The following is a 22,382-nucleotide window of genomic DNA, read 5'->3' as shown; positions in this document are numbered from 1 at the left end:
GCATGACACGACGCCGCATCACCCGCTGGAGCGGGCTGCTCCTGCTGGTGGCCGCTTGGCTGCTGCTGCAGCAGCTCGCGTGGGTGCATGGGCTGTCGCACATCGGCACCCACGCGACCGATGCGGCCGACATGGCCGACGTGTCGCACGCCCATTCGGCCGCAGACCACGATGAGCACGGCCATCCCGCGCATCGGATCTGCTGCGCGTGTCTGGGCCTGCACGGGCTGGGTGCCGCCCTGCCCTCTTCTGCACCGCAGTGGCACGCCGCGTTGGCGGAGTGCCCCCCACCTGCCGCCACACCATGGACGTCCGCCGACCTGGCCCCACGATGGGCCGTGCGCTCGCGCGCCCCGCCCAGTCCCACCGTCTGATCACCTGCTTCACCGGGGTGACGCCGCGCGCGTCGTCCTGATCGACCCATTCAGACACAGGCAGCCGCCCATGTATGAGGCGGCTGATGGCTTCACATGTTCAAACACACCCTCGTGGCCCTCGCAACGGGCCTGACCTGCCTGGGCGCCTCGGCCCAATCCGCCTCAGAGATCAACACGCTGCGCCAGCAGATCGATGAGCTGCGTCAGCAGTACGAAGCGCGCATCAAGGCGCTGGAAGACCGGCTCGAGGCCGCGAGCCGCCAAGGCTCGACGGCCGCCACCGTCAGGGCCACCACAGAGTCCCCCGTCCAACCCGCTACCGAGGCCCCAGCCGCTGCTGTGGCCCAGGTGCCCAAGAACACGGACAACCGCTTCAACCCGTCAATGTCGGTCATCCTCAGTGGCACCTACGCCAGCCTGAAGCGCGACCCGGACACCTGGGAACTCAGCGGTTTCAAGCTCGGCGGCGAGGGCCATGGCGTGGGCCCGGGCACGCGCAGTTTCAACCTGGGTGAGTCCGAAATCAGCTTCCGCGCCAACATCGACACCCTGGCGATGGGCGCGCTGACGCTGGGGCTCAACGACGAGAACGAGGCCGAGGTCGAAGAGGCCTACATCCAGTCCACCAGCCTGCCCCACGGCCTCACGCTCAAGGGCGGCCGCTTCTTTGGCGCGGTGGGCTATCAGAACGAGCAGCACGCCCACGCATGGGACTTCGTGGATGCGCCCTTCGTGCACCAGGCCTTTCTCGGGGGCCAGTACAAGCAGGAGGGCGCGCAGATCAAGTGGGTGCTGCCCACCACGCAATACATGGAACTGGGCGCCGAACTGGGCAACGGCAAGGCTTACCCCGGTTCCGAGCGCAACAGCAACCAACTGGGCGCCACCACACTGTTTGCCCGCACCGGTGGCGACATCGGCGACAACCACAGCTGGCGACTGGGGCTGTCGTGGCTGCGTGCCAAGGCCGCTGACCGCGCGTGGACTGAGGGGCACGCACATGAAGGCGACGAACACGCTGGCGAAGAGATGAGCTTCACCGGCAAGAGCCGCCTGTGGGTGCTTGATGGGGTGTGGAAGTGGGCACCCAACGGCAACGCATCGTCCACCGCGTTCAAGCTGCAGGGCGAGTACTTCCGGCGCAAGGAGACGGGCACGGCCACGCTGATCGAACCCGACGTGCCGCCCGCTGACGGTTTCTACCGCAGCAGCCAGTCCGGCTGGTACCTGCAGGGCGTCTACCAGTTCATGCCCAAATGGCGCGTGGGCCTGCGCCATGACCGGCTAAACAGCGGCAGCGTGCGGACCGACCTGGAGGATCTGGCCGGCGAAAAGCACAACCCCAAGCGCACCAGCCTGATGCTGGACTGGTCGCCCAGCGAGTTCCACCGCTGGCGCGTTCAGCTCAACGACGACCGGGCCCGCCTGGGCGTGAAGGACACGCAGATCTTCCTGCAGTACCAGATGAGTCTGGGGGCCCACGGTGCGCACGCGTTCTGATCACCTGCCGCGCCGCGGCATCGCGTGGCCTGCGCGGCTTGCGCGGCTTGCAGGGGCCACGCTCGCACTCAGCATGGCACCCGCCGCCCACGCCGCCATCGAGGTCTTCGCGTGCGAGCCGGAATGGGCGGCGCTGGTCAGCGAGCTGGCCGGCGATCAGGCCAAGGTCTACCGGGCCACGAATGCGCTGCAGGATCCGCACCGCATCGAGGCGCGGCCCAGCCTGATCGCGGCGGCCCGCCGTGCCGACCTGCTGGTGTGCACTGGCGCCGAACTGGAAGCCGGCTGGCTGCCCATCCTGCTGCAGCAGGCGGGCAACCCGCGCATCCAGCCCGGTCGACCGGGGCATTTCATGGCGGCCGACCACGTGCCCATGCGCGAGGTGCCTGCGCAGGTGGACCGGGCGCACGGCGACGTGCACGCAGCTGGCAACCCGCACATCCAGACCGACCCGCGCAACATCGAGCGCGTGGCCCAGGCCCTGGTGCGCCAGCTTGCCGCGGTGGACCCGCAGCAAGCCGCGCATTACCAGCAGCGCGGCGCAGACTTTCTGCAGCGCTGGGGCCAGGCCACCGCACGGTGGACACAGCAGGCCGCCCCGCTGCGCGGCACGCCGGTGGTCGTGCAGCACAAAGGCTTTCCGTACCTGGAGGCCTGGCTGGGGCTGCGGCAGGTGGCGGCGCTCGAGCCCAAGCCCGGGGTCGAGCCCAGCAGCGCGCATTTGTCGTCGGTGGTCAGACAGCTGGAGGCCAGCCCGGCCCGCATGGTGATCCGGGCAGCGTACAACGACGGGCGCAGTGCACAGTGGCTGGCGCAGCGCACGCAGTTGCCCGTTGTGGTGCTGCCTTACACCGTGGGGGGCAACGAGCAGGCGACCAACCTGTTCACGTTGTTTGACGACACGGTGGCCCGGCTGCTGAAAGCGCTGCAGTGACCGAGGCGTTGCACTGGCACCCCGTCGACTGGAGCATCGTCGGCCCGGCCCTGGTGGCCGGGCTGCTGGTGCTCGCCACCCACGTGCCACTCGGGCTGCAGGTGCTGCGCAAGGGCATTGTCTTCATCGACCTGGCGGTGGCCCAGATCGCAGGGCTGGGGGTGCTGGTCGCCGGACTGGCCGGCTTCGAGCCCCACGGCTGGGAAGTACAGGTCTGCGCGGGCTCGGCTGCGCTGGCCGGCGCGGCGCTGCTGCACTGGCTGGAGCGCCGCTGGCCGCAATCGCAAGAGGCGCTGATCGGCGCCCTCTTCGTCGTCACCTCTTGCGTGGCCATTCTGCTGCTGGCGGGCAACCCGCACGGGGGCGAGCACCTGAAAGACCTGCTGGTCGGGCAGATCCTGTGGGTCACGCCAGACCAGCTCTGGGCCATGGCCGCGCTGACGGCCGCGCTGCTGCTGGCGTGGTGGCGCATGCCACCGCGCTGGGCCGGCGCAGGCTTTTATGTGCTGTTTGCGCTGGCGGTGACGGCCTCGGTGCAGCTGGTGGGGGTGTATCTGGTGTTCTCTAGCCTGATCCTGCCCGCGCTGGCCGTGCAGCGGGTGCCCACGACGCCCCGGCGCCTGGCACACGGATTTGGCCTGGGTGCGCTGGCCTATCTGTGTGGGTTGGCGCTGTCGGCCATGCTGGATCTGCCCTCCGGCGCCCTGGTGGTGGTCGTCATGGCCGCGGTGTGCCTGCTCGGCCGGGCCCGGTGAAACCGGACAGTCCGACGTGGAAAACCCCCGTGAAGCCCCTTGACCGGGCGACACGAGAGGGCCACACCCCGGTGCTACACTTTTTGGCTTTGGTCCTCCCCTTTCGGAGGCCGGTGTGGCGCATGGCGCGCCGCGCACCTTGCGGATCCATTTTTCATGTTGCCCAAGCTTCTCACCTCGATTTTCGGTAGCCGTAACGAGCGCCTGCTGAAGGAATACCGTCGCACGGTCGCCAAGATCAATGCCATGGAGCCGACGTTCGAGGCCCTGAGCGACGAGCAACTGCGCGCCAAGACCGACGAGTTCAAAGAGCGCGTGGCCAAGGGCGAATCGCTCGACGCCCTGCTGCCCGAGGCGTTCGCCGTCGTCCGCGAAGGCTCCAAGCGCGTTTTCAAGATGCGCCACTTTGATGTGCAGCTGCTCGGCGGCATGGCCCTGCACAACGGCAAGATCGCTGAAATGCGCACCGGCGAAGGCAAGACGCTGACCGCCACGCTGCCCGTCTACCTCAATGCGCTGACGGGCAAGGGTGTGCACCTGGTGACCGTGAACGACTACCTCGCCCGCCGCGACGCCGAGTGGATGGGACGGCTGTACAACTTCCTGGGCCTGAGCGTGGGCATCAACCTGCCCCAGACCTCGCGTGAGCAGAAGCAGGCCGCCTACGCCGCCGACATCACCTACGGCACCAACAACGAGTACGGCTTCGACTACCTGCGCGACAACATGGTCATGGAGGTCCGTGACCGGGTGCAGCGCGGCCTGAACTACGCCATCGTTGACGAAGTCGACTCCATCCTGATCGATGAAGCCCGTACGCCGCTGATCATCTCCGGCCAGGCCGAAGACCACACCGAGCTGTACCTGCGCATCAACGCGGTGGTGCCCAAGCTGAAGCGCCAGATCGGCGAGGCCGACCCGCGCACGGGTGAAGGCGTGGTCGAGCCCGGCGACTTCACAGCCGACGAGAAGACCCGTCAGGTCTATCTCACGGAAGCCGGCCACGAGAACGCCGAGGCCCTGCTGGCTGAAGCCGGTCTGCTGCAGGAGGGCGAAAGCCTCTACGACGCCGGCAACATCACGCTGATGCACCACCTGTACGCAGCGCTGCGTGCCCACCACCTCTACAACAAGGACCAGCACTACGTCGTGCAGAACGGCGAAGTGGTGATCGTCGACGAGTTCACCGGCCGCCTGATGTCAGGACGCCGCTGGTCGGATGGCCTGCACCAGGCTGTGGAAGCCAAGGAAGGCGTCAAGATCCAGGCCGAGAACCAGACGCTGGCCTCGATCACCTTCCAGAACTACTTCCGCATGTACAACAAGCTGTCGGGCATGACCGGCACGGCTGACACGGAAGCGTTCGAGTTCCAGTCCATCTATGGCCTGGAGACGGTGGTGGTGCCGCCCAACCGACCCATGCTGCGCAAGGACCAGCTCGATCTGGTCTACAAGACGGCCAAAGAGAAGTTCCAGGCGATCACCGCCGACATCAAGGACTGCCACGAGCGCGGCCAGCCCGTGCTGGTGGGCACCACCTCGATCGAGAACTCTGAACTGATCGCGCAGATGCTGACGCGCGAGAACCTGCCGCATCAGGTGCTCAACGCCAAGCAGCACGCCCGCGAAGCGGACATCGTCGCCCAGGCCGGTCGGCCCGGGATGATCACGATTGCCACCAACATGGCCGGCCGCGGCACCGACATCGTGCTGGGCGGCAACGTCGAGAAGGATGTGGCGCTGATCGAGGCCGACCCCAACCTGGACGAGGCTGCCAAGCAGATCAAGATCGACGCGCTGCGCGCCGAACAGCAGGCGCTGAACGCCAAGGTCAAGGAACTCGGCGGCCTGCGCATCATCGCCACCGAGCGCCACGAAAGCCGCCGCATCGACAACCAGTTGCGCGGCCGTGCGGGCCGCCAGGGCGACCCAGGCTCGTCGCGCTTCTACCTGTCGCTGGACGACCCGCTGATGCGCATCTTCGCGGGCGACCGCGTGCGCGCCATCATGGACCGGCTGAAGATGCCCGAAGGTGAGGCCATCGAGGCCGGCATCGTCACCCGTTCGATCGAGAGCGCGCAGCGCAAGGTTGAAGGCCACAACTTCGACATGCGCAAGCAGCTGCTGGAGTACGACGACGTCTCCAACGACCAGCGCAAGGTCATCTACCAGCAGCGCAACGAGATCCTCGAGGCCACCGACGCCAGCGCCTTCGTCAACGGTCTGCGCAAGGGCGCGATCACCGATGTCGTGCGCGCCCACGTGCCAGCGCAGAGCGTCGAAGAGCAGTGGGACCTGCCTGGCCTGGAGGCCAACCTGCGCGAGGAATGGCAGGTCGAAGTCGACCTGGTCAAGTGGGTCGAAGGCGCCACGGCAGTGGACGACAACGACGTGCTGGAGCGCGTGCTGGCGGCGGCCGACGCCGCTTACGAAGCCAAGGTGGCCCTGGTGGGCGCTGAACAGTTCGGTGGCTTTGCCCGCATGGTGCTGCTGCAGTCGGTGGACACCCACTGGCGGGAACACCTCGCCGCACTCGACTACCTGCGCCAGGGCATCCACCTGCGCGGCTACGCCCAGAAGAACCCCAAGCAGGAGTACAAGCGCGAGGCCTTCGAGCTCTTCGGCCGCCTGCTCGACACGGTCAAGATGGACGTCACCCGCGTGCTGCTGACTGTGCGCATTCAGAGCCGCGAAGAAGCCGAGCGCGCCGCCCAGCAACTGGAGCAGCAGGGCGAGAGCTTCATCAACGTCACCTACACCCATCCCAACGAGGATGGCTCGGTCGCCACTGAAACCGACCCGAGCACGATGGCGCAAGCCGTGCCGCGTGTGGGGCGCAATGACCCCTGCCCCTGCGGCAGCGGCCTGAAGTACAAGAACTGCCACGGCAAGGTCGCCTGATGCGCTGATGGCGTGATGACCACAGCCATCGCAGCATGTGCGCCATGTGCGGCATCTGCGCCAGAAAGAGAACCCGTCCGGGTTCTCTTTTTTTTCGCCGCGCATTCAGCGCCAACCTGGGTCGGTTGGCGACACCAGCCGACCATTGATCGCAAGCCTGTGGTCAACCCACATCCTTCCCGCTAGATTCGATGGCCTCATACCCATCACATCAGGATCCCGCCATGCCCCCGACACCTCACCGCGCCGCCCACCGACGTGTCCTGTCCCTGGCGTTGGCGCTGGGGGCGCTGGGAGCTTCGGCCACATCGCACGCGGCCCAGACCGTGTGCGTGTGGGACCCACTGGGCACCAGCGGCCAGATCTTCGATGCGGCCAGGACGTATGCCCTCGTGATGCGCAAGCATGGCGCCGACATCACCGTCAAGGCCTACACGGACGAGCGCATCGCAGCCGACGACTTCAAGGTGGGACAGTGCCAGGGACTGCTCGCCACCTCACTGCGCACACGCCCCTACAACGCGGTGACCGCCGCGCTGGACCATGGCGGAGCGGCCACCATCATCAAAGATGGCCGTGTGGACCTGGACGCGAGCTACACCGTGATCGACAAGGCCATCCAGATCCTGGCGGCTGACGCCGCAGCCAAGTTGAACATCCAGGATGGGCACGAGATCGCTGGCATCGTCAGCACGGGGGCCCTCTACACCATGGTGCGCGACCGCACGCTGTTCACGCGCGGCTTTGCCGGCGCCCGCATGCCCGCCTTCGACCACGACAAGGTCCAGGCCTACTTGATCAACATGATGGGCGCCCAGCCCGTCTCGGCAGACCTGCGCAACTTCGTGACCAAGTTCAACAACGGCGGGCTGGACGTGCTGTTCGCGCCGGCTGTGGCCTTCCGCGCGATGGAGATCGACAAGGGCGTGGGCACCAAGGGTGGCATCTCGCGACTGCCGCTGGGCTTCACCACCTTGCAACTCGTCATCCAGCGGCAGCGCTTTCCCGAAGGCTTTGGCGCCCACTCGCGCCGGCACTGGCTGGACCAGCGCGATGCCGTGCTGACCGCCGTGCGCAAGGCCGAGGCCGACATCCCGCCACAGACCTGGGTGGACCTGAGCGAACAAGATGCCGTGGCTTTCGTGAGCGGGCAGCATCAACTGCGCGTGGAACTGGGCAAGCGGGGCTTCTACGACAAGCAAGGCCTGCGCTTCATGAAACGCGTGCGCTGCAGCGTGCATGCGCAGGCGCCCGACTGCGCCACACGTGCCGAGATCGACTGGTGAGCGCGACACCGCATGTGCCGCACTGGCGCGTCCTGCTATGGCCGCACCTGCGCCGCCTGCTCAGCATCCAGCCCTTGTGGGCGCTGGTGTTCGCGACCTTTTTCAAGGCACTGGAGGTGGCCAACCCATTGCCGGGCGCCCCACCGCTGTCGTTCGTGCACTACCTCGCGGCCAATCTGATGGGCGCCGCCGCGACGCTGACCATGGCCGCTCCGCTGTGGTACGTGCTGGCGCGCCACCACTGGCACCGCAGCGAAGCGGCCCGACAACGCCACGAGCGCGATGGCGTCTACGCGCTGCTGCCCCGGCCACTCATGGCGGCGCTGGCCCTGACCGTCTACCTGCTGAGTGCCCCCCTTTCCTACGGGCTGTGGACGCTGTACCTGAACGCCACGGGCGCCTGGCCCGGTCATCGCACCCAGCAGGCTTCGCTGCTGATCGGCATGATCTTCCATGGCTTTTCAATGCTGGTGATCTTTCTGGTGGACGTCATCCGGGTCAAGGCCATGGTGCTGCAGCTTCGCGCCGAGCGTACGCAACGCCTTCACGCGCAGGCCCAGTTGCAGCGGCTGCAGGCCCAACTCCACCCGCACATGCTGTTCAACACCCTGGCCAACCTCCATGCCCTGATCGACACGCAGCCGGCCGCCGCGCAGGACATGCTGGCGCACCTGATCGACTACCTGCGCGCCACATTGAATGCAAGCCAGGCCAGCGAGGTCACCCTGCAACAGGAGATGGCACAGGCGCGTGACTATCTGGCGCTGATGCAGGTGCGCATGGGCGCGCGACTGCAGGTGGACATGGACGTCGACCCTGCGCTGCATGCCGAGCGCCTGCCTCCCATGCTGGTTCAACCGCTGATCGAGAATGCGATCAAGCATGGCCTGGATCCGCTGCCGCAAGGTGGGACCTTGCGCGTGCGCGCCCATCGTGATGAGGCCATGCTGGTGATCGAAGTGCGAGACAGCGGATCGGACTGGGGCCCCAGCGACACACCCACCCCGGATGCGGCCCACGCGTCACCCGGCTTTGGCCTGCACTGCATCGCCGAGCGACTGACCACCGCATATGGCACTGCGGCCTCGCTGCGCCTGAGCCGAAACGGGGACCACACACTTGCCACGCTCCGCCTGCCGCTACAGGCCGCCGCGCCTTTGCACCCAGCCTGACGACACATGACCACGCCCCGCGCCCTGATCGCCGAAGACGAACCTGTGCTGGCCGAGGGCCTGCGCCGCCTGCTCAACCAGCTCTGGCCCGATCTGACTGTCTCGCACACCGTGGGCGACGGCCAGCATGCCTGCGCGCTCGCACTGCAAACGCTGCCCGACGTCCTGTTTCTGGACATCCACATGCCCGTGCTCGACGGGCTCACTGCGGCAGAGCGCGTGATCGAATCATGGCCGCCCGAGCGCGCCCTGCCGTTGATCGTTTTCGTGACGGCGTTTGACCACCACGCCGTGGCCGCCTTCGAGCGAGCGGCAGTCGATTACGTGCTCAAACCCGTACGGCGCGACCGGCTGGCCATGACCTGCTTGCGCCTGCAGCAGCGGCTGGCGCAGCTGGCCCACCATGCCGAGGGCGGGGAGCAAGGGAACGGAGACGATCAGGCCCTGGTCACGAGCCTGCATGCCCTGCGTGCCACCCCACAGGCCGCTGCCGCGCCCTTGCGCATCCTGCAGGCTGCAGCCGGGTCGTCCGTCTACCTGATCCCGGTGGACGACATCCTCTACCTGGAGGCCGCAGACAAGTACGTCCGCGTCGTCACCGCTCAGCACGACCCGCAGGCACCGGACAAGCTGATCCGCACCCCGCTGCGCGACCTGCTGGCCCAGCTCGACCCCGCGCTGTTCTGGCAGATCCACCGCAGCGTGGTCGTGCATGCGCGGGCCATCGAACGCGTCAGCCGGCAGGACCACCGCATGCGCGTGCACCTGCGAGACCACTCCGCCACACTCGAGGTCAGCCGCCTGTATGCCCATCGCTTCAAGGCGATGTGAGCCTGGCGGACGGGCACGCCGTGGCCGGCCCGGACTGCGGCACAATCGTGCGTCTTTTGTGGAGTCCCCCGGAGCCCGCCTGCCATGCCCGTCAATCTGACCGCCCCCTCCCCCGCTGACCTGCACCCTGTTCCCGGCGTCAAGCTGGGCATCGCCATGGCTGGCGTGCGCAAGGCCAACCGCCGCGACCTGACGGTCGTGACCCTGGCCGAAGGCAGCGCCGTGGCCGGCGTCTTCACGAAAAACCGCTATTGCGCCGCCCCGGTGCAGTTGTGCCGCCAGCATCTGGCCGCCAACACCGACATCCGCGCGTTGGTGATCAACACCGGCAACGCCAATGCCGGCACCGGCGAAGACGGCCTGATCCGCGCCCGCCAGACCTGCATTGCCCTGGCCCGCCACCTTGAGATCGCCCCCGAGCAGGTGCTGCCCTTCTCCACCGGCGTGATCATGGAAACCCTACCGGTCGACCGCATCGAAGCCGGACTGCCCGCGGCACTGGCCGACCTGAAGGCCGACAACTGGGCTGTGGCCGCCGAAGGCATCATGACCACCGACACCCTGCCCAAGGGCGCCTCCAAGCAGGTGCAGATCGGCGGTCAGACCGTGACCATCACCGGCATCAGCAAGGGCGCCGGCATGATCAAGCCCAACATGGCCACGATGCTGGGCTACATGGCCACGGATGCCAACATCGCCCCCGCGCTGCTGCAGCCGCTGGTGACCGAGGCCGCCAACGCCTCGTTCAACCGCATCACCATTGACGGCGACACCTCGACCAACGACAGCTTTGTGTTGATCGCCACCCGCCAGGCCCAGCACGCCGAGATCACCTCGCTGGACTCGGCCGATGCGCAGACGCTGCGCGCCGCGCTGATCGAGGTCGCACAGGCGCTGGCCCAGGCCATCGTGCGTGACGGCGAAGGCGCCACCAAGTTCATCACCATCACCGTCGAAGGCGGCCGTGACGAGGCCGAATGCGCGCTGGCCGCGTATGCCATCGCGCACTCGCCGCTGGTCAAGACGGCCTTCTTCGCCTCCGACCCCAACCTGGGCCGCATCCTCGCGGCCGTGGGCTACGCCGGCATCGACGACCTGGACCAGAACCTCATCGAGATGCACCTGGACGATGTGCACGTCGTCACCCGCGGCGGCCGCAACCCTTCCTACCGCGAGGAAGACGGCCAGCGCGTGATGAAGCAAAGCGAGATCACGATCCACGTGCACCTGGGCCGTGGTGAGGCGCAGACCACGGTGTGGACCTGCGACCTCTCACACGACTACGTCAGCATCAACGCCGACTACCGCAGCTGATCGCGGATCCCTCGCCTCAGGCCGCCAGCCCGGCGCTGGCGCGCTCATGCGGCTGCGACTGCACCTGAGCCTGCGCCTGGTGCGAGGCATCCAGGAAGCGGTCGGCGTGCAGGCGCGCGTCGGGCACCCCGGCGCGGCGCAACACCGCCTCGCACGCGTCGATCATCGGCGGCGGGCCGCACAGCCAGGCCTGGTGTTCGCCGATGCGCTCGCCCAGGATCTCGTCAAGCCGGTCGGCCACCATGCCGCGCAGCCCGGCCCAGCCGCTGCCTTCTGGCTCGGCCGACAACACAGGCACGAAGCGGAAGCGCCCACCCCACTGCCGCCGGATGGCATCGATGGCGTCCAGCCCATACAGGTCAGCCTGTGTGCGGGCCGCCAGAATCAAGGTCAGCGGGCGTGAGGCCTGCCCATCGGCCACAGCCTGCTCCAGCATCGCCTTGATGGGCGCCAACCCGCTGCCGCCCGCCACGCAGACCATGGGCCCTTCTCCAGGGCGCAGACCGAACTGGCCGTGCGGGCCGCGCACGGTCAGCACCTCACCCAGACGGGCCTGGTCGACCAGCCAGGGGCTCAGGCGCCCGCCGGGCACCTTGCGGATGAAGAAATCCACCCGGGTCGGATCGGCCAGGTCGGGTGCCGAGGCAAACGAGTAGCGTCGCACCGCATCGTCCGATGCCGCCGCCCAAGGCACCGACAGTTCGGCATGCTGCCCGCCGCTGAACGGCATGGGCTGCACCAGCGTCAGCGTGAGGTGGACGATGTCGGGCGTGAGCCGGTGCAGGCCGGTGATGCGCCCGGTCGTCTCCACCACCGGATGGGCCGCAACGGCCTCACGCAAGGCAACCTCGACGACCACATCCGACCGGGGCCGGCTCTGGCACGCCAGGATGTAGCCCTGCTGCAGTTCCTCGGCCGACAGCAGGTAGCTCTTGTCGGTCAGTTCCTTGACCTTGCCCGAAACCAGGCGGCACTTGCACTCGCCACACCCGCCCACACGGCAGTTGTGCGGAAAGGGCAGGCCCTCGCGCAGCGCAGCCTGCAGCAGGCTCTCGTCAGCGCCCACGCTCAGCGCCTCGCCCGAAGGCTGCAGGCGCAGCGTGTGCGCCTCGGGTGCGCGTCGAAACAGTTTGGCCCACACGGTCTGGCTCCCGGTTCAGGCCAGCTTGGCGTGGGTGATCTTCAGCCCACGCATGCCGCTTTGGCGGCTGGCCTCCTGGGCCAGCTTGCGCTCGGCCGGCGACGCATGGCGCTCATCCCACTCATTGAGCGCGGGGGTCATGATCTTCTTGAACAAGGGCGGCACCAGCGCGATCAGCAGCATCGAGAGGTAGCCCTGGGGCAGCATGGGCGCGGTGGGATAGGCATACAGCGTCCAGTAAGGTGCCTCGCCTTCGGCATGGTGATGCGAATGGCGCGCCAGGCTGAACAGCACGTTCGTGCTGGCCCAGTGATTCGAGTTCCAGGAGTGGCGCGGCTGCACGGGCTGGCCCGGCACTCGCACCAGACCATAGTGCTCGAAGTAATTGGTGATCTCGAGGTACTGCTTGCCCACGAAGGCAATCGCCGCCCACAAGCCCACGCCCGGCCAACCGGCGATCAGGTAGGCCGCCACGAACATCGCGATGTTCTCGATGTTGCCGCGCAGAAAGGGGCTGGCGAACGGGTTCCACACCGACTTGCCCAGCTTCTTGAGACGGGCGCGTTCCAGCTGGAAGGCGTGCACAAAGCTCATGATCGTCGAGCGCACGGTGAACTTGTAGAAGCTCTCGCCGCGACGGGCCGTGGCCGGGTCAACCGGCGTGCCCACGTTGACGTGGTGGCCGTAGACGTGTTCGATCGCAAACGACGTGTCACAGGTAAAGGCCAGCATCCAGCGGCCCATGAACAGGTCGAACGGATGCGCCGTGCGGTGAGTCAGTTCATGCCCGGTGACCGTGCCACCCACGGCATTCATCAGCCCCACGGTGACGACGCAACCGGCCCACTGAAACCAGTGCGTCGTCGCTTCGCGACCCGCAAACAGATCGATGCCCACAGTGTCTTTCACCCAGGCGCCGTAGCCGAAGAGGTCGCCTGAGCCGAACATCCACAGCACGGTGAAGTTCAACAGCGCCAGCATGGGCAGCATCAGGTAGAGCGGCAGGTTGAGCAGCAAGGTGATTTGCGTGCGCGGCGGCTCCGATTCGTCGCGTGGCAACCAGCGGTCGGCCCCGATGAAGAACACGATGGCCGCCAGGAACGGCGCCCACATCCACCAGCCGCCCTTGACGAGCATGAGCAGGAAGCCCACACCCAGTGCGGGCATCAACCAACCTTTGAGGTACTTGGACATTGTTGATCTCCTTGAAGGGGTGCGCCGGTGATGACAGTCGGGGGGGGGTGGCGCACACCATGGGCTCAAGACTAGGAGCGCGAAACCGCCAGCCGGGTCGGGGCGACGACACCAAGGAATCGGCGCCGATGCCGTCTGGACACGAATGAAGTCACTTTGCGCGAGATCAAAAGGGCAAACCCCAGGGGCTTGAAACGCCCCACCCCATCCCCACATTCACGACATGGCCCGACAGCGGCGGCGCGAACCGCCTACAATGGGGCTACTTTTCCTGGGGCCGACCTGGTTTCGACGTGGGTGCGGATTCGGGACAGGGCATGTCGAGCACCAGTCAGCTCGTAAATCCACTGGAAAAAAACTAACTGCAAACGACGAATCGTTCGCACTCGCCGCTTAATACCGGTGAGCCTCTCAACGGTTGGCCTATGGGCCGGGCTTGAGTCGCAAGACAACAGCTGAGAGGTCATTCACATAGGCTGGGCTTGTGCCGGGTCACTCGGTACAGGTCGAGATCAAGTGACTGGCTGGCCTGGTAGCGTGTCGCTGCGCGATCAGGTCGGTGAGACTCAAAACAGACGACTACACATGTAGAACTGCTCGATGATGGCTTACGGACGGGGGTTCAATTCCCCCCGGCTCCACCAACACAAGGCTTCTGAACATCTCAGAACCGCTCAAAAGCCCTAAGTAATCAACGACTTAGGGCTTTTTCTTTGTCCATAGCAGCTCACGGCGGCTCTGGACAGCTAGGGGCAACTGGGGGCAACATTGGGGGCAAGTGAGTTACCCTCAACGGAGTTGCCCCCAAATGCCCCTGACAGACGTGCTCATCAAGACCGCCAAGCCCGGCCCCAAGCCCGTGCGCCTCTTCGACGGCGGAGGCTTGTACCTGGAGGTTGCGCCCAGCGGCGGCAAATGGTGGCGCCTGAAATACCGCCACGACGGCAAAGAGAAGCGCCTGAGCCTGGGCACCTACCCCGACACCAGCCTGAAAGACGCACGCGAGCGGCGCGACCTCGCCCGCCGCGACCTGGCGGCCGGCATTGACCCGGGCGCAAAGCGCAAGGCAGAGAAGGCCACCCGCACCGCCCTGGCCGCGAACACGTTTGAGGCAGTGGCCCGCGAGTGGCACCAGGCCGTGCACTGCGCCGCCGTCACCGACGGCCACGCGGCTCGCACCCTGCTTCGCCTGGAGCAAGACGCCTTCCCCTGGATCGGTGCCACGCCCATTGCCGAAGTCACCGCGCCCAAGCTGCTGGAGGCGCTGCGCAAGGTCGAGGCCCGGGGCGCCATCGAGACAGCCCACCGCGTGCGCCAGGCATGCGGGCAGGTCTTCCGCTACGGCATTGCCACCGGTCGGTGTGAGCGCGACCCCGCTGCAGACCTGCGGGACGCCCTGCAACCTGTGATCGTGAAGCACCACGCGGCCATCACCGACCCGCGGAAGGTGGGCGAGCTGCTGCGGGCCTTCGACGACTACCAGGGCCTGCCCACCACCCGTGCGGCCTTGAAGCTGGCCCCGCTGGTGTTCCTGCGGCCCGGTGAGCTGCGCCAGGCTGAATGGGCAGAGTTCGACCTTGACGCCGCCGTGTGGACGGTGCCCGCCGCCCGTATGAAGCGCACCAAGCAGCAGAAAGCCAGCGGCGCCCCTCACCTGGTGCCCCTGTCGCGCCAGGCCGTGGCCGTGCTGCGCGAGCTGGAGCCCCTGACGGGCCGGGGCCGGTACGTGTTCCCGAGCCCACGCGGCGGCAGCAGGCCCATGAGCGATAACGCGGTGTTGTCCGCCCTGCGGCGCATGGGCTTTGCCAAAGACGAGATGAGCGGCCACGGCTTTCGGGCCATGGCCCGGACGCTGATGGCTGAGCGCCTGGGCGTGCCCGAATCGGTAGTGGAGGCGCAGCTTGCGCACGCCGTGCGGGACAGCCTGGGCCGGGCCTACAACCGCACCGAGTTCGTAGACCAGCGGCGCAGCATGATGCAGCAGTGGGCCGACTACCTAGACACCCTGCGCCAGGGTGCGCAGGTGCTGCCATTCAAAACAGCATGAGCTGCACGCCATGATGCCCTGCATAAAGCCCACATTGACCCTCGTTGAGGCCGCCGACGTGCTCAAGGTTCACCCCAAAACCGTGGAGGACTTGATTCGTGACGGGGTCATCCCGGCCGCCAAGATCGGGCGGGCATGGGTGATGTTGGGCACCGACGTATTGCGTCACGTCGAGAATGAAATCATCAGGCAAACAGCTCAGCGCATGCGGACCCCAGGCCGGGGCATGCCGCTCAAACCCCGAAAGGCGCCCGCAAAGCCGCGTGGCTGACACCACAAAAACCCGCCTGATGAACTGCAGGGCCTGCGTTTGCTGCGGGGACATGGGGACAGGACACGCGGTCGGGCCAGAATGCCGATGAACAGGGCCACTCAGCCCATCAGATGCTATGGGGACAAGCAGGGGACATACAGGGTACAGAGTGGGTACACCTCCACGCTAAAGCCACTGAGGAACCATCGGCCGCCCTTCGGTTGCGCCTGCCCCTTTCCCATTTGCAGCGCGGAGGCTTTCCCCTGGGGCCGCCCTGCCCCGGCCCGGCTTGCACGACTTGACGGCCTTGCCGCTGTGCGTGCCATAATCGACTCAGCCCGAAAGGGCCGGTGCTTCAAAACACCTTCCAGTTAGCGGCCAGCCTCCCCGACAGCGAGGTTTTGTCACGTCCGTACATTTGCGGCTCAAGCCTTGGGCCGCTGCTGGTTGCGGGCGGGATGGGACCACCCGTAAGGGCGTCCGCACGTCTAACTGCGTGTTTTGAACATCCCGCCCACCCTCCATGCTTCAAAACATGGCGAGTGGATTCAAGTCTCAGTTAGGAGCCTGAAACCATGACCGACACCACGGCAAAGCCCGTCACCGAGCTGGAGCTAGCCCAGCTATTCGCACACGCTGAAAACTCTCTGAGCGTGGCCCTGTATCACCTGCGCCAGCCTGCAGCTAACGTGCCGGGCGCTGCCCGCAAGGCCGTGCAGGCCTTGGCAGCCCTGAATCAACTGCGCAACCTGGAGGTGCAGCAATGAAGGGCCACAGCACCGCCAAAGCGACCGGTAATGAACTGGCCGATATCGCCAAACTCAGCCAGCAAATCGATGCACAGGCCCAGGAGGTCTACCGCCTGGCTCAAGTCGTGAAGCTTGCAGCCTTCGCCGCTGAAGCACGACGGACGCTGGTGGCCATTGGTAACGCTTGCGTGCTTGACCCTCAGTTGGCAGACGAGCTGGCGCAGTACGTAGACGCAGTGAACAACTGGGGGACGTTTGATGATGTTTCGGGTGAGGTGCTGCGGGCGCTTGGTTCTTCCCTAGAACGCATCGCAGAGAAAGCTGATGGAATGGCCATGCAGATGAATGGCAGTGGCTCCGTTACTTCGTCCATGTGCTGAGCCTGTCTAATCTGGTCAGGTCAGTGCACCACGGCACTGCATGCCGCCAAAGTCGCTGAACCTGGCTCAACAAGAATGACCACAACCAACGGAACAGAAGATGGGCAGGAGGCAGCAAAAGCCGCACGTAGCTCCGCTAGATGATCTCCTGCGCGAGGTTGTGAAGACACCCGGCTTTGGCGAGTGTCTGCAGCTCTGCGATGTTGGCGAACTGGAGCATGTGTGCGATTTGATACCCGAGGCATTCACGGCAGCAAGGTGCGGCAATGGCGAGGCGTATGGGTTGCATTTGAGTCTTCGCAAGAACCTGCATGCGCCCGTACTCAGGTACGTGGAAGAGCTAGAACGATGGCAGGACGCGACATCCAACAGAAGACGGCAGGCACTTGAAAAGCTAAGTGGTCAACCCGTACGCATTGCGCGATCTGAGCGCATGGAAATGCAACCGTCTCTCGACTTCCTGGAACAGATTGAGCGTATAGCCGACCGTATCGAGTTTGGCCCGTGGTCTCCAGAAGATGCAGAGGACTGTGCCGCCAGACTTCGCCATGCTTGGTACAGATGGATTGCCTATCTGTCGTCGTATTGGATGTGGGCGAGGGTGCCGAGAATTCTGGCAGGCCAGAAGCTTAGCCAAGCAAACGGCAAAAAGGCCGCACGTGACGGGACACCAGGGCGAACTCGACTGCTAGACCACGACGCCATCTACAAAAAGCTCTGTGAGCTTCAGAGTACGCATGGGCGTGCTGCAGCAGGCATCGTTGCAAGGATCTTCGGCTGCACAGCTCGATATGTCCGCGAAATTGAGGCCAGAGAGAAGAGAAAGAAAAGCGGAACGAACCCCGCCGGATAGTTCCGCTGCGGTTTCCATCATGAGTCGGTCATTAACTCACTTGATCGACCATGAGCCATCAAGATACGGACGCCGCAGCGTCCACCAGTGGTAAGCCAGCATTGATCCGCCTTCCCAGCGTGCTGCAGCGGGTCGAGGTTAGTCGCCCCACTCTTTACCGCATGATCGCCCGGGACGAGTTCCCAAAGGGCATCAAACTTGGCGACCGGATGACGGTGTGGAACGCCGATGAGGTGGACGCCTGGATTCGTCAGCGCATCGAGCAAGGGGGCGCCAAGTGACAAAGCCCCTGTCTCACCTTGACTTTCTGGCGCTGACAACGAACGCCCCCACCAGATCCGCCTATCAAGCCTGCAGCGTGGCAGAAGATGTGCTTCGCCTTCGCCTGACCGTAGCCGCGGTGAAGCTGGCCTACGCCACTGGGTACAAGTGGAACGAGCAATCGCCCGTGCTTCAGTACGGCGAACCCGCCGCGCTGGACTGGACGCCAGATCACAAGCCCCATGCGGAGATGTGCGCCGATGCGCTGCTGATCCTTGAGGCGGCCATGGCCTCATTTGGGGACTACCTGCAAGCACAGGACGCCCTACGGGCGCACCAAGCAGCGTTGCACCGGCTCCAGTTAAGGCAGGCGGCACGCGACAAGTGAGGGCGGCATGCTCCAAGAACTGCCCCCTGACACCCGAGCGGACCAGATAGCCCGCGTGGCCGCATTCCTGGAGCAAAACCCAGGGGCCACGCTGCGCGATATCGAGGCCGCATGCGACACCGGCAGCGCCACCAAGGTGCTGAGCGTGATGCGCCACCCCGCAGTGGGCTTCGTCCTGCGGCGTGAGGTGCACCGCGTTGCCTGCAATGACGGGCGCAGCACCCGGCGTGTCGCCCGCTTCTGGCTGATGGCCCGGCCCCAAAGGGCACAGGGCGAGCTATTCGAGAACACATGAAACACACCATCACGCCCGAAGTGATCCGGGCTGCCCTGGCCTGCATTCCGCCCGACCTGCCCCGCGAAGAGTGGGCGCGGGTGGGTATGGCCCTCAAGGCTGAATTGGGGGCCGCTGGCTTCGATCTGTTCGACACCTGGAGCCAGGGCAGCGAAGCCTACAACCCGACCGATGCCCGCGACACCTGGCGTAGCTTCAAGAGTGGGGGCCGGGTGCAGATTGGCACCCTCTTCCACATTGCCAAGGGCTTTGGCTTCAAGTGGGACGACGCCCCGCAGGCCCAGCCGCTGGACCATGCTGCCATCGAGGCGCAGCGCAAGGCCCGTGCAGCACGCGAACAGGCCGAACGCGAAGAGACCGCACGCCGCCAGGCCGATGCAGCCACCAAGGCCGTTGCACAGTGGGCGCAAGCCACCGAGCAAGGCCATTGCACCTACCTGGACCGCAAGGGCGTGCAGGGGCTGGGCGTTCGCTTCGAGCCGGGCGATTGCATGGTGATCCCCCTGCGGGATGAGGCAGGCAAGCTGTGGAACCTGCAGCGCATCAAGCCCCGGCCCGATGGGCAGGGCCACGACAAGCGTTTTTTGGCCGGTGGTCGCAAGACGGGTCTCATGCACTGGCTGGGTGATCCACAGGGAGCCGGGGTGCTGCTGCTGTGTGAGGGCTGGGCCACGGGCGCCAGCCTGCACCAGGCCACGGGGCACCCCGTGTGCGTGGCCTTTGACGGGGGCAACCTGCCCAAGGTGGGCCGGGCCATGCGTGCCGCCTTCCCTGGTGCCTGCATCGTGGTCTGTGGTGACAACGACCACGAACGCGAACAGGCCACAGGCCGCAACCCTGGCCGGGAAAAGGCCACCGAAGCGGCCCGTGCTGCCCAGGGCCTGGCCGTGTGCCCGCAGGGCCTGCCAGCAGGCCAAACCGATTGGAACGACCTGCACCAGCTCATGGGCGTGGATGCGGTGACCACGGCTATTGCACAGGCCGTGAGTGACGCACAAGAGGCGCAGCAAGCCCACCAGCAAGCCGCACAGGCCCCGGCCCGTGCTGGCAGCAAGGGCAGGCCCGACACGCCACCGGCAGGGGCTGTGCCGCCCGTGTGGGATCGCTTCCTGGTCAATGATGAGGGCGTGTGGTTCCTGGAGGCCGACCAGGACGGGCGCAGCAAGGCCCCGCAGTGGGTGTGTAGCCGCCTGGACGTGACGGCCCGCACCCGTGATGAGGACGGCATGGGCTGGGGCTACCTGCTGGAGTTCACCGACCCCATGGGAAGGCCCCGCACCTGGGCCATGCCTGCCCGCATGCTGGCCGGTGATGGGGCTGAGTACCGCGCCGCGCTGCTGAACATGGGCCTGCTGATCGCCAGCGGTGCCAATGCACGCAACCGGCTTACGCAGTACCTGCAGACCCGCCAGCCGCAAGAGATGGCCCGCTGTGCTGATCGTGTGGGCTGGCATGGCCGCGCCTACGTGCTGCCACGCGAAACCATCGGCGGCGATGATGAGCGCATCGTCTACCAGGTGGATGGCATCACTGAAAACCCGTTCAAGCAGCGAGGCACGCTGGAGGGCTGGCGCCAGGCTGTGGCCCGCCTGTGTGTGGGCAATGATCGGCTGGTGTTCGCGGTGGCCTGTGCCTTTGCCGGCGTGCTGGTGCGCCCTTCTGGGGTGGACAGCGGTGGCTTTCACTTCCGTGGTGGGTCGAGCTGTGGCAAGACCACGGCGCTCAAGATGGCCGCATCGGTTTGGGGTGGCCCGGCATACATGCAGCGGTGGCGCAGCACAGACAACGCCCTTGAGGCCATCGCGGCCCAGCACTGTGACGGCCTGTTGATCCTAGATGAGCTGGCGCAGGTGGACCCGAAGACCGCGGGCGAGTGCGCCTACATGCTGGCCAATGAGACAGGCAAAGCACGAAGTACCCGCACCGGGCAGGCCCGGCCCCGCCTGTCCTGGCGTCTGCTGTTCCTGTCGGCTGGGGAGATCAGCCTTTCCCAGCACATGGCCGAAGGTGGCAAGCGCAGCAAGGCCGGGCAGGAGCTGCGCCTTGCAGACATCCCCGCCGATGCTGGCCAGGGCCGGGGCCTCTTCAACCAGTTGCACGAGCTGGCGAGCGGTGCGGCCCTGTCTGCCCACCTGGGGAAGGTCATCGAGTTGCAGCACGGCACAGCAGGCCGGGCCTTCCTGGAATGGGCCACGCTGCACGCGGATGAGTTGCGCACCATGGTGCGGGGTCTGATTGACCGCTACACAGATGAATGGGTGCCAGAGGCTGCCAGTGGCCAGGTGCAACGCGTGGGGCGCCGGTTTGCCTTGGTGGCTGCAGCGGGCGAGCTGGCTACCACGGCGGGCGTGACGGGCTGGCCCGAAGGTGAAGCGGCCCGAGGTGTGCGCCAGTGCTTTGATGCCTGGTTGCAGTCGCGTGGCGGGCTGGGCGATGCTGAAGAACGCCACATGCTGCAACAGGTACAGCGCCTGCTGTCTGAACGTGGGGCTGGGAACTTCGCGTGGTGGCATCGGGCCCTGGATGACCGGGCACCGAACCCCACCGAGCGGTGGGGCTTCCGCAGGCTGGTGGACAGCAACGGCAAGCCCATCAACCGCAGCAGCTCAGACGGCGCCGAGTACAACCGGGTTGCCGATTTTGTGCAGGACGTCGAAGAGGGCTCACAGGTAGAGTTCTACGTCATGGCCGAAGTCTTCAAGGGTCGATTGTGTGAAGGCTTCGACCACAACGCTATGGCCCATCTGCTAATGAAGCGCGGCCACCTGGTGCCCGAAAAGGGCGGGCGCCCCACCCGCAAAGAGCGGTTGCCCGGCCTAGGCCTCTCGTGGGTGTACCGCCTCAAAGCCAGCGTGCTGGGTGATGACGGCGGGGACGTGTGAGCGGTGGGCGAGGGGGACGCCCGGTAGGCCCCGAACGCGCCGCGCTGCTAGCCGCTGCGCAGGCGTTGCACCGGCAAGGCAGTGCGGGCACATGGCGCGACTTGGCGGTAATGGCGCAGGTGGGCTACACAGTGGCGCAGCGGACCTGTTGGAACATGGTCAAGGCCGGCGAACTGGTGATAGTGGGCTATCTACCCCGCCCAGAAAAAGGCCGTCCGCCAGCCCTTCTATCTGTTCCGCAGACCGCCGACCCTGCGGAGGCGCTCAACATACAGGCGCTTTGGTTTGGACGGGCGGCCACACGCTGATAGCGTGGCGGCGTTGCATCCAGTTAAACCAAGTCTGATCGGATGGGGGGCGTCTGGGGTGCACGCCCCATGCCGGCCGGACCCACGGTGCCCCGCACCGGCCATCCAATAACGCCCGAGCCATACCCGTGCACCCTGATGTCCGTCGATACAGGCGGGGCGGCATGGGCCGCGCAGGAGGGTGCTTCCGTGCCCGGGCTGGGCGGGCTCAGCACCAGGACTGCCGTGGCCCGCCGCCCCTGCCCCTGGTGCTCACCGCTTGCCGCCCAGTCACGCCCGAGCCATACCCGTGCACCCCGATGTCCGTCGATACAGGTGGGGCGGCATGGACCACGCAGGGGATGGCTTCCGCACCCTGGCTGGGCTGGCTCGGCACCAGGACTACCGTGGCCCGCCGCCCCTGCCCCTGGTGCTCACCGCCTGCCGGCCAATCACACCCGAGCCATACCCGTGCACCCTGATGTCCGTCGATACAGCCGGGGCGGCATGGGCCGCGCAGGGGAGTGCTTCCGCGCCCGGGCTGGGCAGGCTCAGCACCAGGACTGCCGTGGCCCGCCGCCC

The 22,382-nt window shown here is 66.3% G+C and carries 19 protein-coding genes and 1 other RNA gene; 18 read left to right on the top strand and 2 right to left on the bottom strand.

The genetic code is table 11. The features are described from left to right. Nucleotides 1-2: 2 nt before the first annotated feature. The 9 genes from GTZ97_RS02460 to argJ all read left to right on the top strand — a co-directional run bounded on the left by GTZ97_RS02460 (nucleotide 3) and on the right by argJ (nucleotide 11,070). Nucleotides 3-374, top strand: a complete 372-nt coding sequence (locus GTZ97_RS02460; protein ID WP_161648940.1) for a hypothetical protein — start codon at nucleotides 3-5, stop codon at nucleotides 372-374. A 96-nt stretch (nucleotides 375-470) separates the two neighbouring features. Further along, on the top strand, nucleotides 471-1,877 hold the full coding sequence (locus tag GTZ97_RS02455; protein WP_161648939.1) for a coiled-coil domain-containing protein: 1,407 nt from the start codon (nucleotides 471-473) through the stop codon (nucleotides 1,875-1,877). A 73-nt stretch (nucleotides 1,878-1,950) separates the two neighbouring features. After that, nucleotides 1,951-2,811, top strand: a complete 861-nt coding sequence (locus GTZ97_RS02450; RefSeq protein ID WP_161648938.1) for a metal ABC transporter substrate-binding protein — start codon at nucleotides 1,951-1,953, stop codon at nucleotides 2,809-2,811. Beyond that, nucleotides 2,808-3,566, top strand: a complete 759-nt coding sequence (locus GTZ97_RS02445) for a metal ABC transporter permease (RefSeq protein ID WP_330863530.1) — start codon at nucleotides 2,808-2,810, stop codon at nucleotides 3,564-3,566. The genes GTZ97_RS02450 and GTZ97_RS02445 overlap by 4 nt, the downstream gene beginning before the upstream one ends. Before the next feature lie 156 nt (nucleotides 3,567-3,722). Beyond that, nucleotides 3,723-6,467, top strand: coding sequence for a preprotein translocase subunit SecA (gene secA, locus GTZ97_RS02440; RefSeq protein ID WP_161648937.1), 2,745 nt, complete (start codon nucleotides 3,723-3,725; stop codon nucleotides 6,465-6,467). Nucleotides 6,468-6,691: 224 nt separating this feature from the next. Then, nucleotides 6,692-7,753 carry a putative solute-binding protein gene (locus tag GTZ97_RS02435; protein ID WP_161648936.1) on the top strand — a complete coding sequence of 354 codons (1,062 nt, stop codon included), beginning with the start codon at nucleotides 6,692-6,694 and terminating at the stop codon, nucleotides 7,751-7,753. Next, on the top strand, nucleotides 7,750-8,925 hold the full coding sequence (locus GTZ97_RS16940; protein WP_161648935.1) for a sensor histidine kinase: 1,176 nt from the start codon (nucleotides 7,750-7,752) through the stop codon (nucleotides 8,923-8,925). The genes GTZ97_RS02435 and GTZ97_RS16940 overlap by 4 nt, the downstream gene beginning before the upstream one ends. A gap of 6 nt (nucleotides 8,926-8,931) precedes the next feature. Next, the gene (locus GTZ97_RS02425) at nucleotides 8,932-9,756 is read left to right on the top strand and encodes a LytR/AlgR family response regulator transcription factor (RefSeq protein WP_161648934.1); all 825 of its coding nucleotides are present in this window, start codon (nucleotides 8,932-8,934) and stop codon (nucleotides 9,754-9,756) included. An 84-nt stretch (nucleotides 9,757-9,840) separates the two neighbouring features. Further along, nucleotides 9,841-11,070 carry a bifunctional glutamate N-acetyltransferase/amino-acid acetyltransferase ArgJ gene (argJ, locus tag GTZ97_RS02420; protein ID WP_161648933.1) on the top strand — a complete coding sequence of 410 codons (1,230 nt, stop codon included), beginning with the start codon at nucleotides 9,841-9,843 and terminating at the stop codon, nucleotides 11,068-11,070. A 16-nt stretch (nucleotides 11,071-11,086) separates the two neighbouring features. Here the strand turns inward: argJ and GTZ97_RS02415 are convergent, their stop codons facing one another. After that, the gene (locus GTZ97_RS02415; protein WP_161648932.1) at nucleotides 11,087-12,211 is read right to left on the bottom strand and encodes a 2Fe-2S iron-sulfur cluster-binding protein; all 1,125 of its coding nucleotides are present in this window, start codon (nucleotides 12,209-12,211) and stop codon (nucleotides 11,087-11,089) included. A gap of 15 nt (nucleotides 12,212-12,226) precedes the next feature. Further along, nucleotides 12,227-13,405 carry an alkane 1-monooxygenase gene (locus GTZ97_RS02410; protein WP_161648931.1) on the bottom strand — a complete coding sequence of 393 codons (1,179 nt, stop codon included), beginning with the start codon at nucleotides 13,403-13,405 and terminating at the stop codon, nucleotides 12,227-12,229. Between the two features lie 273 nt (nucleotides 13,406-13,678). Between GTZ97_RS02410 and ssrA the strand changes: the two genes are divergently transcribed. From ssrA to GTZ97_RS02360, 9 genes are all read left to right on the top strand, one after another. Continuing rightward, nucleotides 13,679-14,049: a transfer-messenger RNA gene (gene ssrA / locus GTZ97_RS02405) on the top strand. A gap of 164 nt (nucleotides 14,050-14,213) precedes the next feature. Continuing rightward, nucleotides 14,214-15,452, top strand: coding sequence for a tyrosine-type recombinase/integrase (locus GTZ97_RS02400; protein WP_161648930.1), 1,239 nt, complete (start codon nucleotides 14,214-14,216; stop codon nucleotides 15,450-15,452). Nucleotides 15,453-15,462: 10 nt separating this feature from the next. Then, nucleotides 15,463-15,723 carry a helix-turn-helix domain-containing protein gene (locus GTZ97_RS02395; protein ID WP_330863529.1) on the top strand — a complete coding sequence of 87 codons (261 nt, stop codon included), beginning with the start codon at nucleotides 15,463-15,465 and terminating at the stop codon, nucleotides 15,721-15,723. 557 nt (nucleotides 15,724-16,280) lie between these two features. Beyond that, on the top strand, nucleotides 16,281-16,472 hold the full coding sequence (locus tag GTZ97_RS02390) for a hypothetical protein (protein ID WP_161648929.1): 192 nt from the start codon (nucleotides 16,281-16,283) through the stop codon (nucleotides 16,470-16,472). Beyond that, a complete protein-coding gene (locus GTZ97_RS02385) occupies nucleotides 16,469-16,834 on the top strand; it encodes a hypothetical protein (protein WP_161648928.1) in 366 nt (121 codons plus the stop codon). Before GTZ97_RS02390 ends, GTZ97_RS02385 begins: the two co-directional genes overlap by 4 nt. Before the next feature lie 903 nt (nucleotides 16,835-17,737). After that, the gene (locus GTZ97_RS02375; RefSeq protein WP_161648926.1) at nucleotides 17,738-17,968 is read left to right on the top strand and encodes a helix-turn-helix transcriptional regulator; all 231 of its coding nucleotides are present in this window, start codon (nucleotides 17,738-17,740) and stop codon (nucleotides 17,966-17,968) included. Further along, the gene (locus GTZ97_RS02370; protein WP_161648925.1) at nucleotides 17,965-18,336 is read left to right on the top strand and encodes a hypothetical protein; all 372 of its coding nucleotides are present in this window, start codon (nucleotides 17,965-17,967) and stop codon (nucleotides 18,334-18,336) included. The genes GTZ97_RS02375 and GTZ97_RS02370 overlap by 4 nt, the downstream gene beginning before the upstream one ends. A 7-nt stretch (nucleotides 18,337-18,343) precedes the next feature. Then, on the top strand, nucleotides 18,344-18,631 hold the full coding sequence (locus tag GTZ97_RS02365) for a hypothetical protein (protein WP_161648924.1): 288 nt from the start codon (nucleotides 18,344-18,346) through the stop codon (nucleotides 18,629-18,631). Beyond that, the gene (locus tag GTZ97_RS02360) at nucleotides 18,628-21,513 is read left to right on the top strand and encodes a DUF927 domain-containing protein (RefSeq protein ID WP_161648923.1); all 2,886 of its coding nucleotides are present in this window, start codon (nucleotides 18,628-18,630) and stop codon (nucleotides 21,511-21,513) included. Before GTZ97_RS02365 ends, GTZ97_RS02360 begins: the two co-directional genes overlap by 4 nt. Nucleotides 21,514-22,382: the final 869 nt, after the last annotated feature.

This window comes from Aquabacterium fontiphilum (assembly GCF_009909205.1).
GTDB classification, from domain to species: Bacteria; Pseudomonadota; Gammaproteobacteria; order Burkholderiales; family Burkholderiaceae_C; genus Aquabacterium; species Aquabacterium fontiphilum.
Note: the sequence above shows the minus strand (reverse complement) of the source record. Positions and strands in the feature narration are given on the sequence as shown.

Excerpts from the sequence above, each read along its gene's own strand:
- GTZ97_RS02460 (WP_161648940.1), top strand. The coding sequence starts at position 3 with ATGACACGACGCCGCATCACCCGCTGGAGCGGGCTGCTCCTGCTGGTG.
- GTZ97_RS02455 (WP_161648939.1), top strand. The coding sequence starts at position 471 with ATGTTCAAACACACCCTCGTGGCCCTCGCAACGGGCCTGACCTGCCTG.
- GTZ97_RS02450 (WP_161648938.1), top strand. The coding sequence starts at position 1,951 with ATGGCACCCGCCGCCCACGCCGCCATCGAGGTCTTCGCGTGCGAGCCG.
- secA (WP_161648937.1), top strand. The coding sequence starts at position 3,723 with ATGTTGCCCAAGCTTCTCACCTCGATTTTCGGTAGCCGTAACGAGCGC.
- GTZ97_RS02435 (WP_161648936.1), top strand. The coding sequence starts at position 6,692 with ATGCCCCCGACACCTCACCGCGCCGCCCACCGACGTGTCCTGTCCCTG.
- GTZ97_RS02425 (WP_161648934.1), top strand. The coding sequence starts at position 8,932 with ATGACCACGCCCCGCGCCCTGATCGCCGAAGACGAACCTGTGCTGGCC.
- argJ (WP_161648933.1), top strand. The coding sequence starts at position 9,841 with ATGCCCGTCAATCTGACCGCCCCCTCCCCCGCTGACCTGCACCCTGTT.
- GTZ97_RS02410 (WP_161648931.1), bottom strand. The coding sequence starts at position 13,405 with ATGTCCAAGTACCTCAAAGGTTGGTTGATGCCCGCACTGGGTGTGGGC.
- GTZ97_RS02400 (WP_161648930.1), top strand. The coding sequence starts at position 14,214 with ATGCCCCTGACAGACGTGCTCATCAAGACCGCCAAGCCCGGCCCCAAG.
- GTZ97_RS02395 (WP_330863529.1), top strand. The coding sequence starts at position 15,463 with ATGATGCCCTGCATAAAGCCCACATTGACCCTCGTTGAGGCCGCCGAC.
- GTZ97_RS02390 (WP_161648929.1), top strand. The coding sequence starts at position 16,281 with ATGACCGACACCACGGCAAAGCCCGTCACCGAGCTGGAGCTAGCCCAG.
- GTZ97_RS02385 (WP_161648928.1), top strand. The coding sequence starts at position 16,469 with ATGAAGGGCCACAGCACCGCCAAAGCGACCGGTAATGAACTGGCCGAT.
- GTZ97_RS02375 (WP_161648926.1), top strand. The coding sequence starts at position 17,738 with ATGAGCCATCAAGATACGGACGCCGCAGCGTCCACCAGTGGTAAGCCA.
- GTZ97_RS02365 (WP_161648924.1), top strand. The coding sequence starts at position 18,344 with ATGCTCCAAGAACTGCCCCCTGACACCCGAGCGGACCAGATAGCCCGC.
- GTZ97_RS02360 (WP_161648923.1), top strand. The coding sequence starts at position 18,628 with ATGAAACACACCATCACGCCCGAAGTGATCCGGGCTGCCCTGGCCTGC.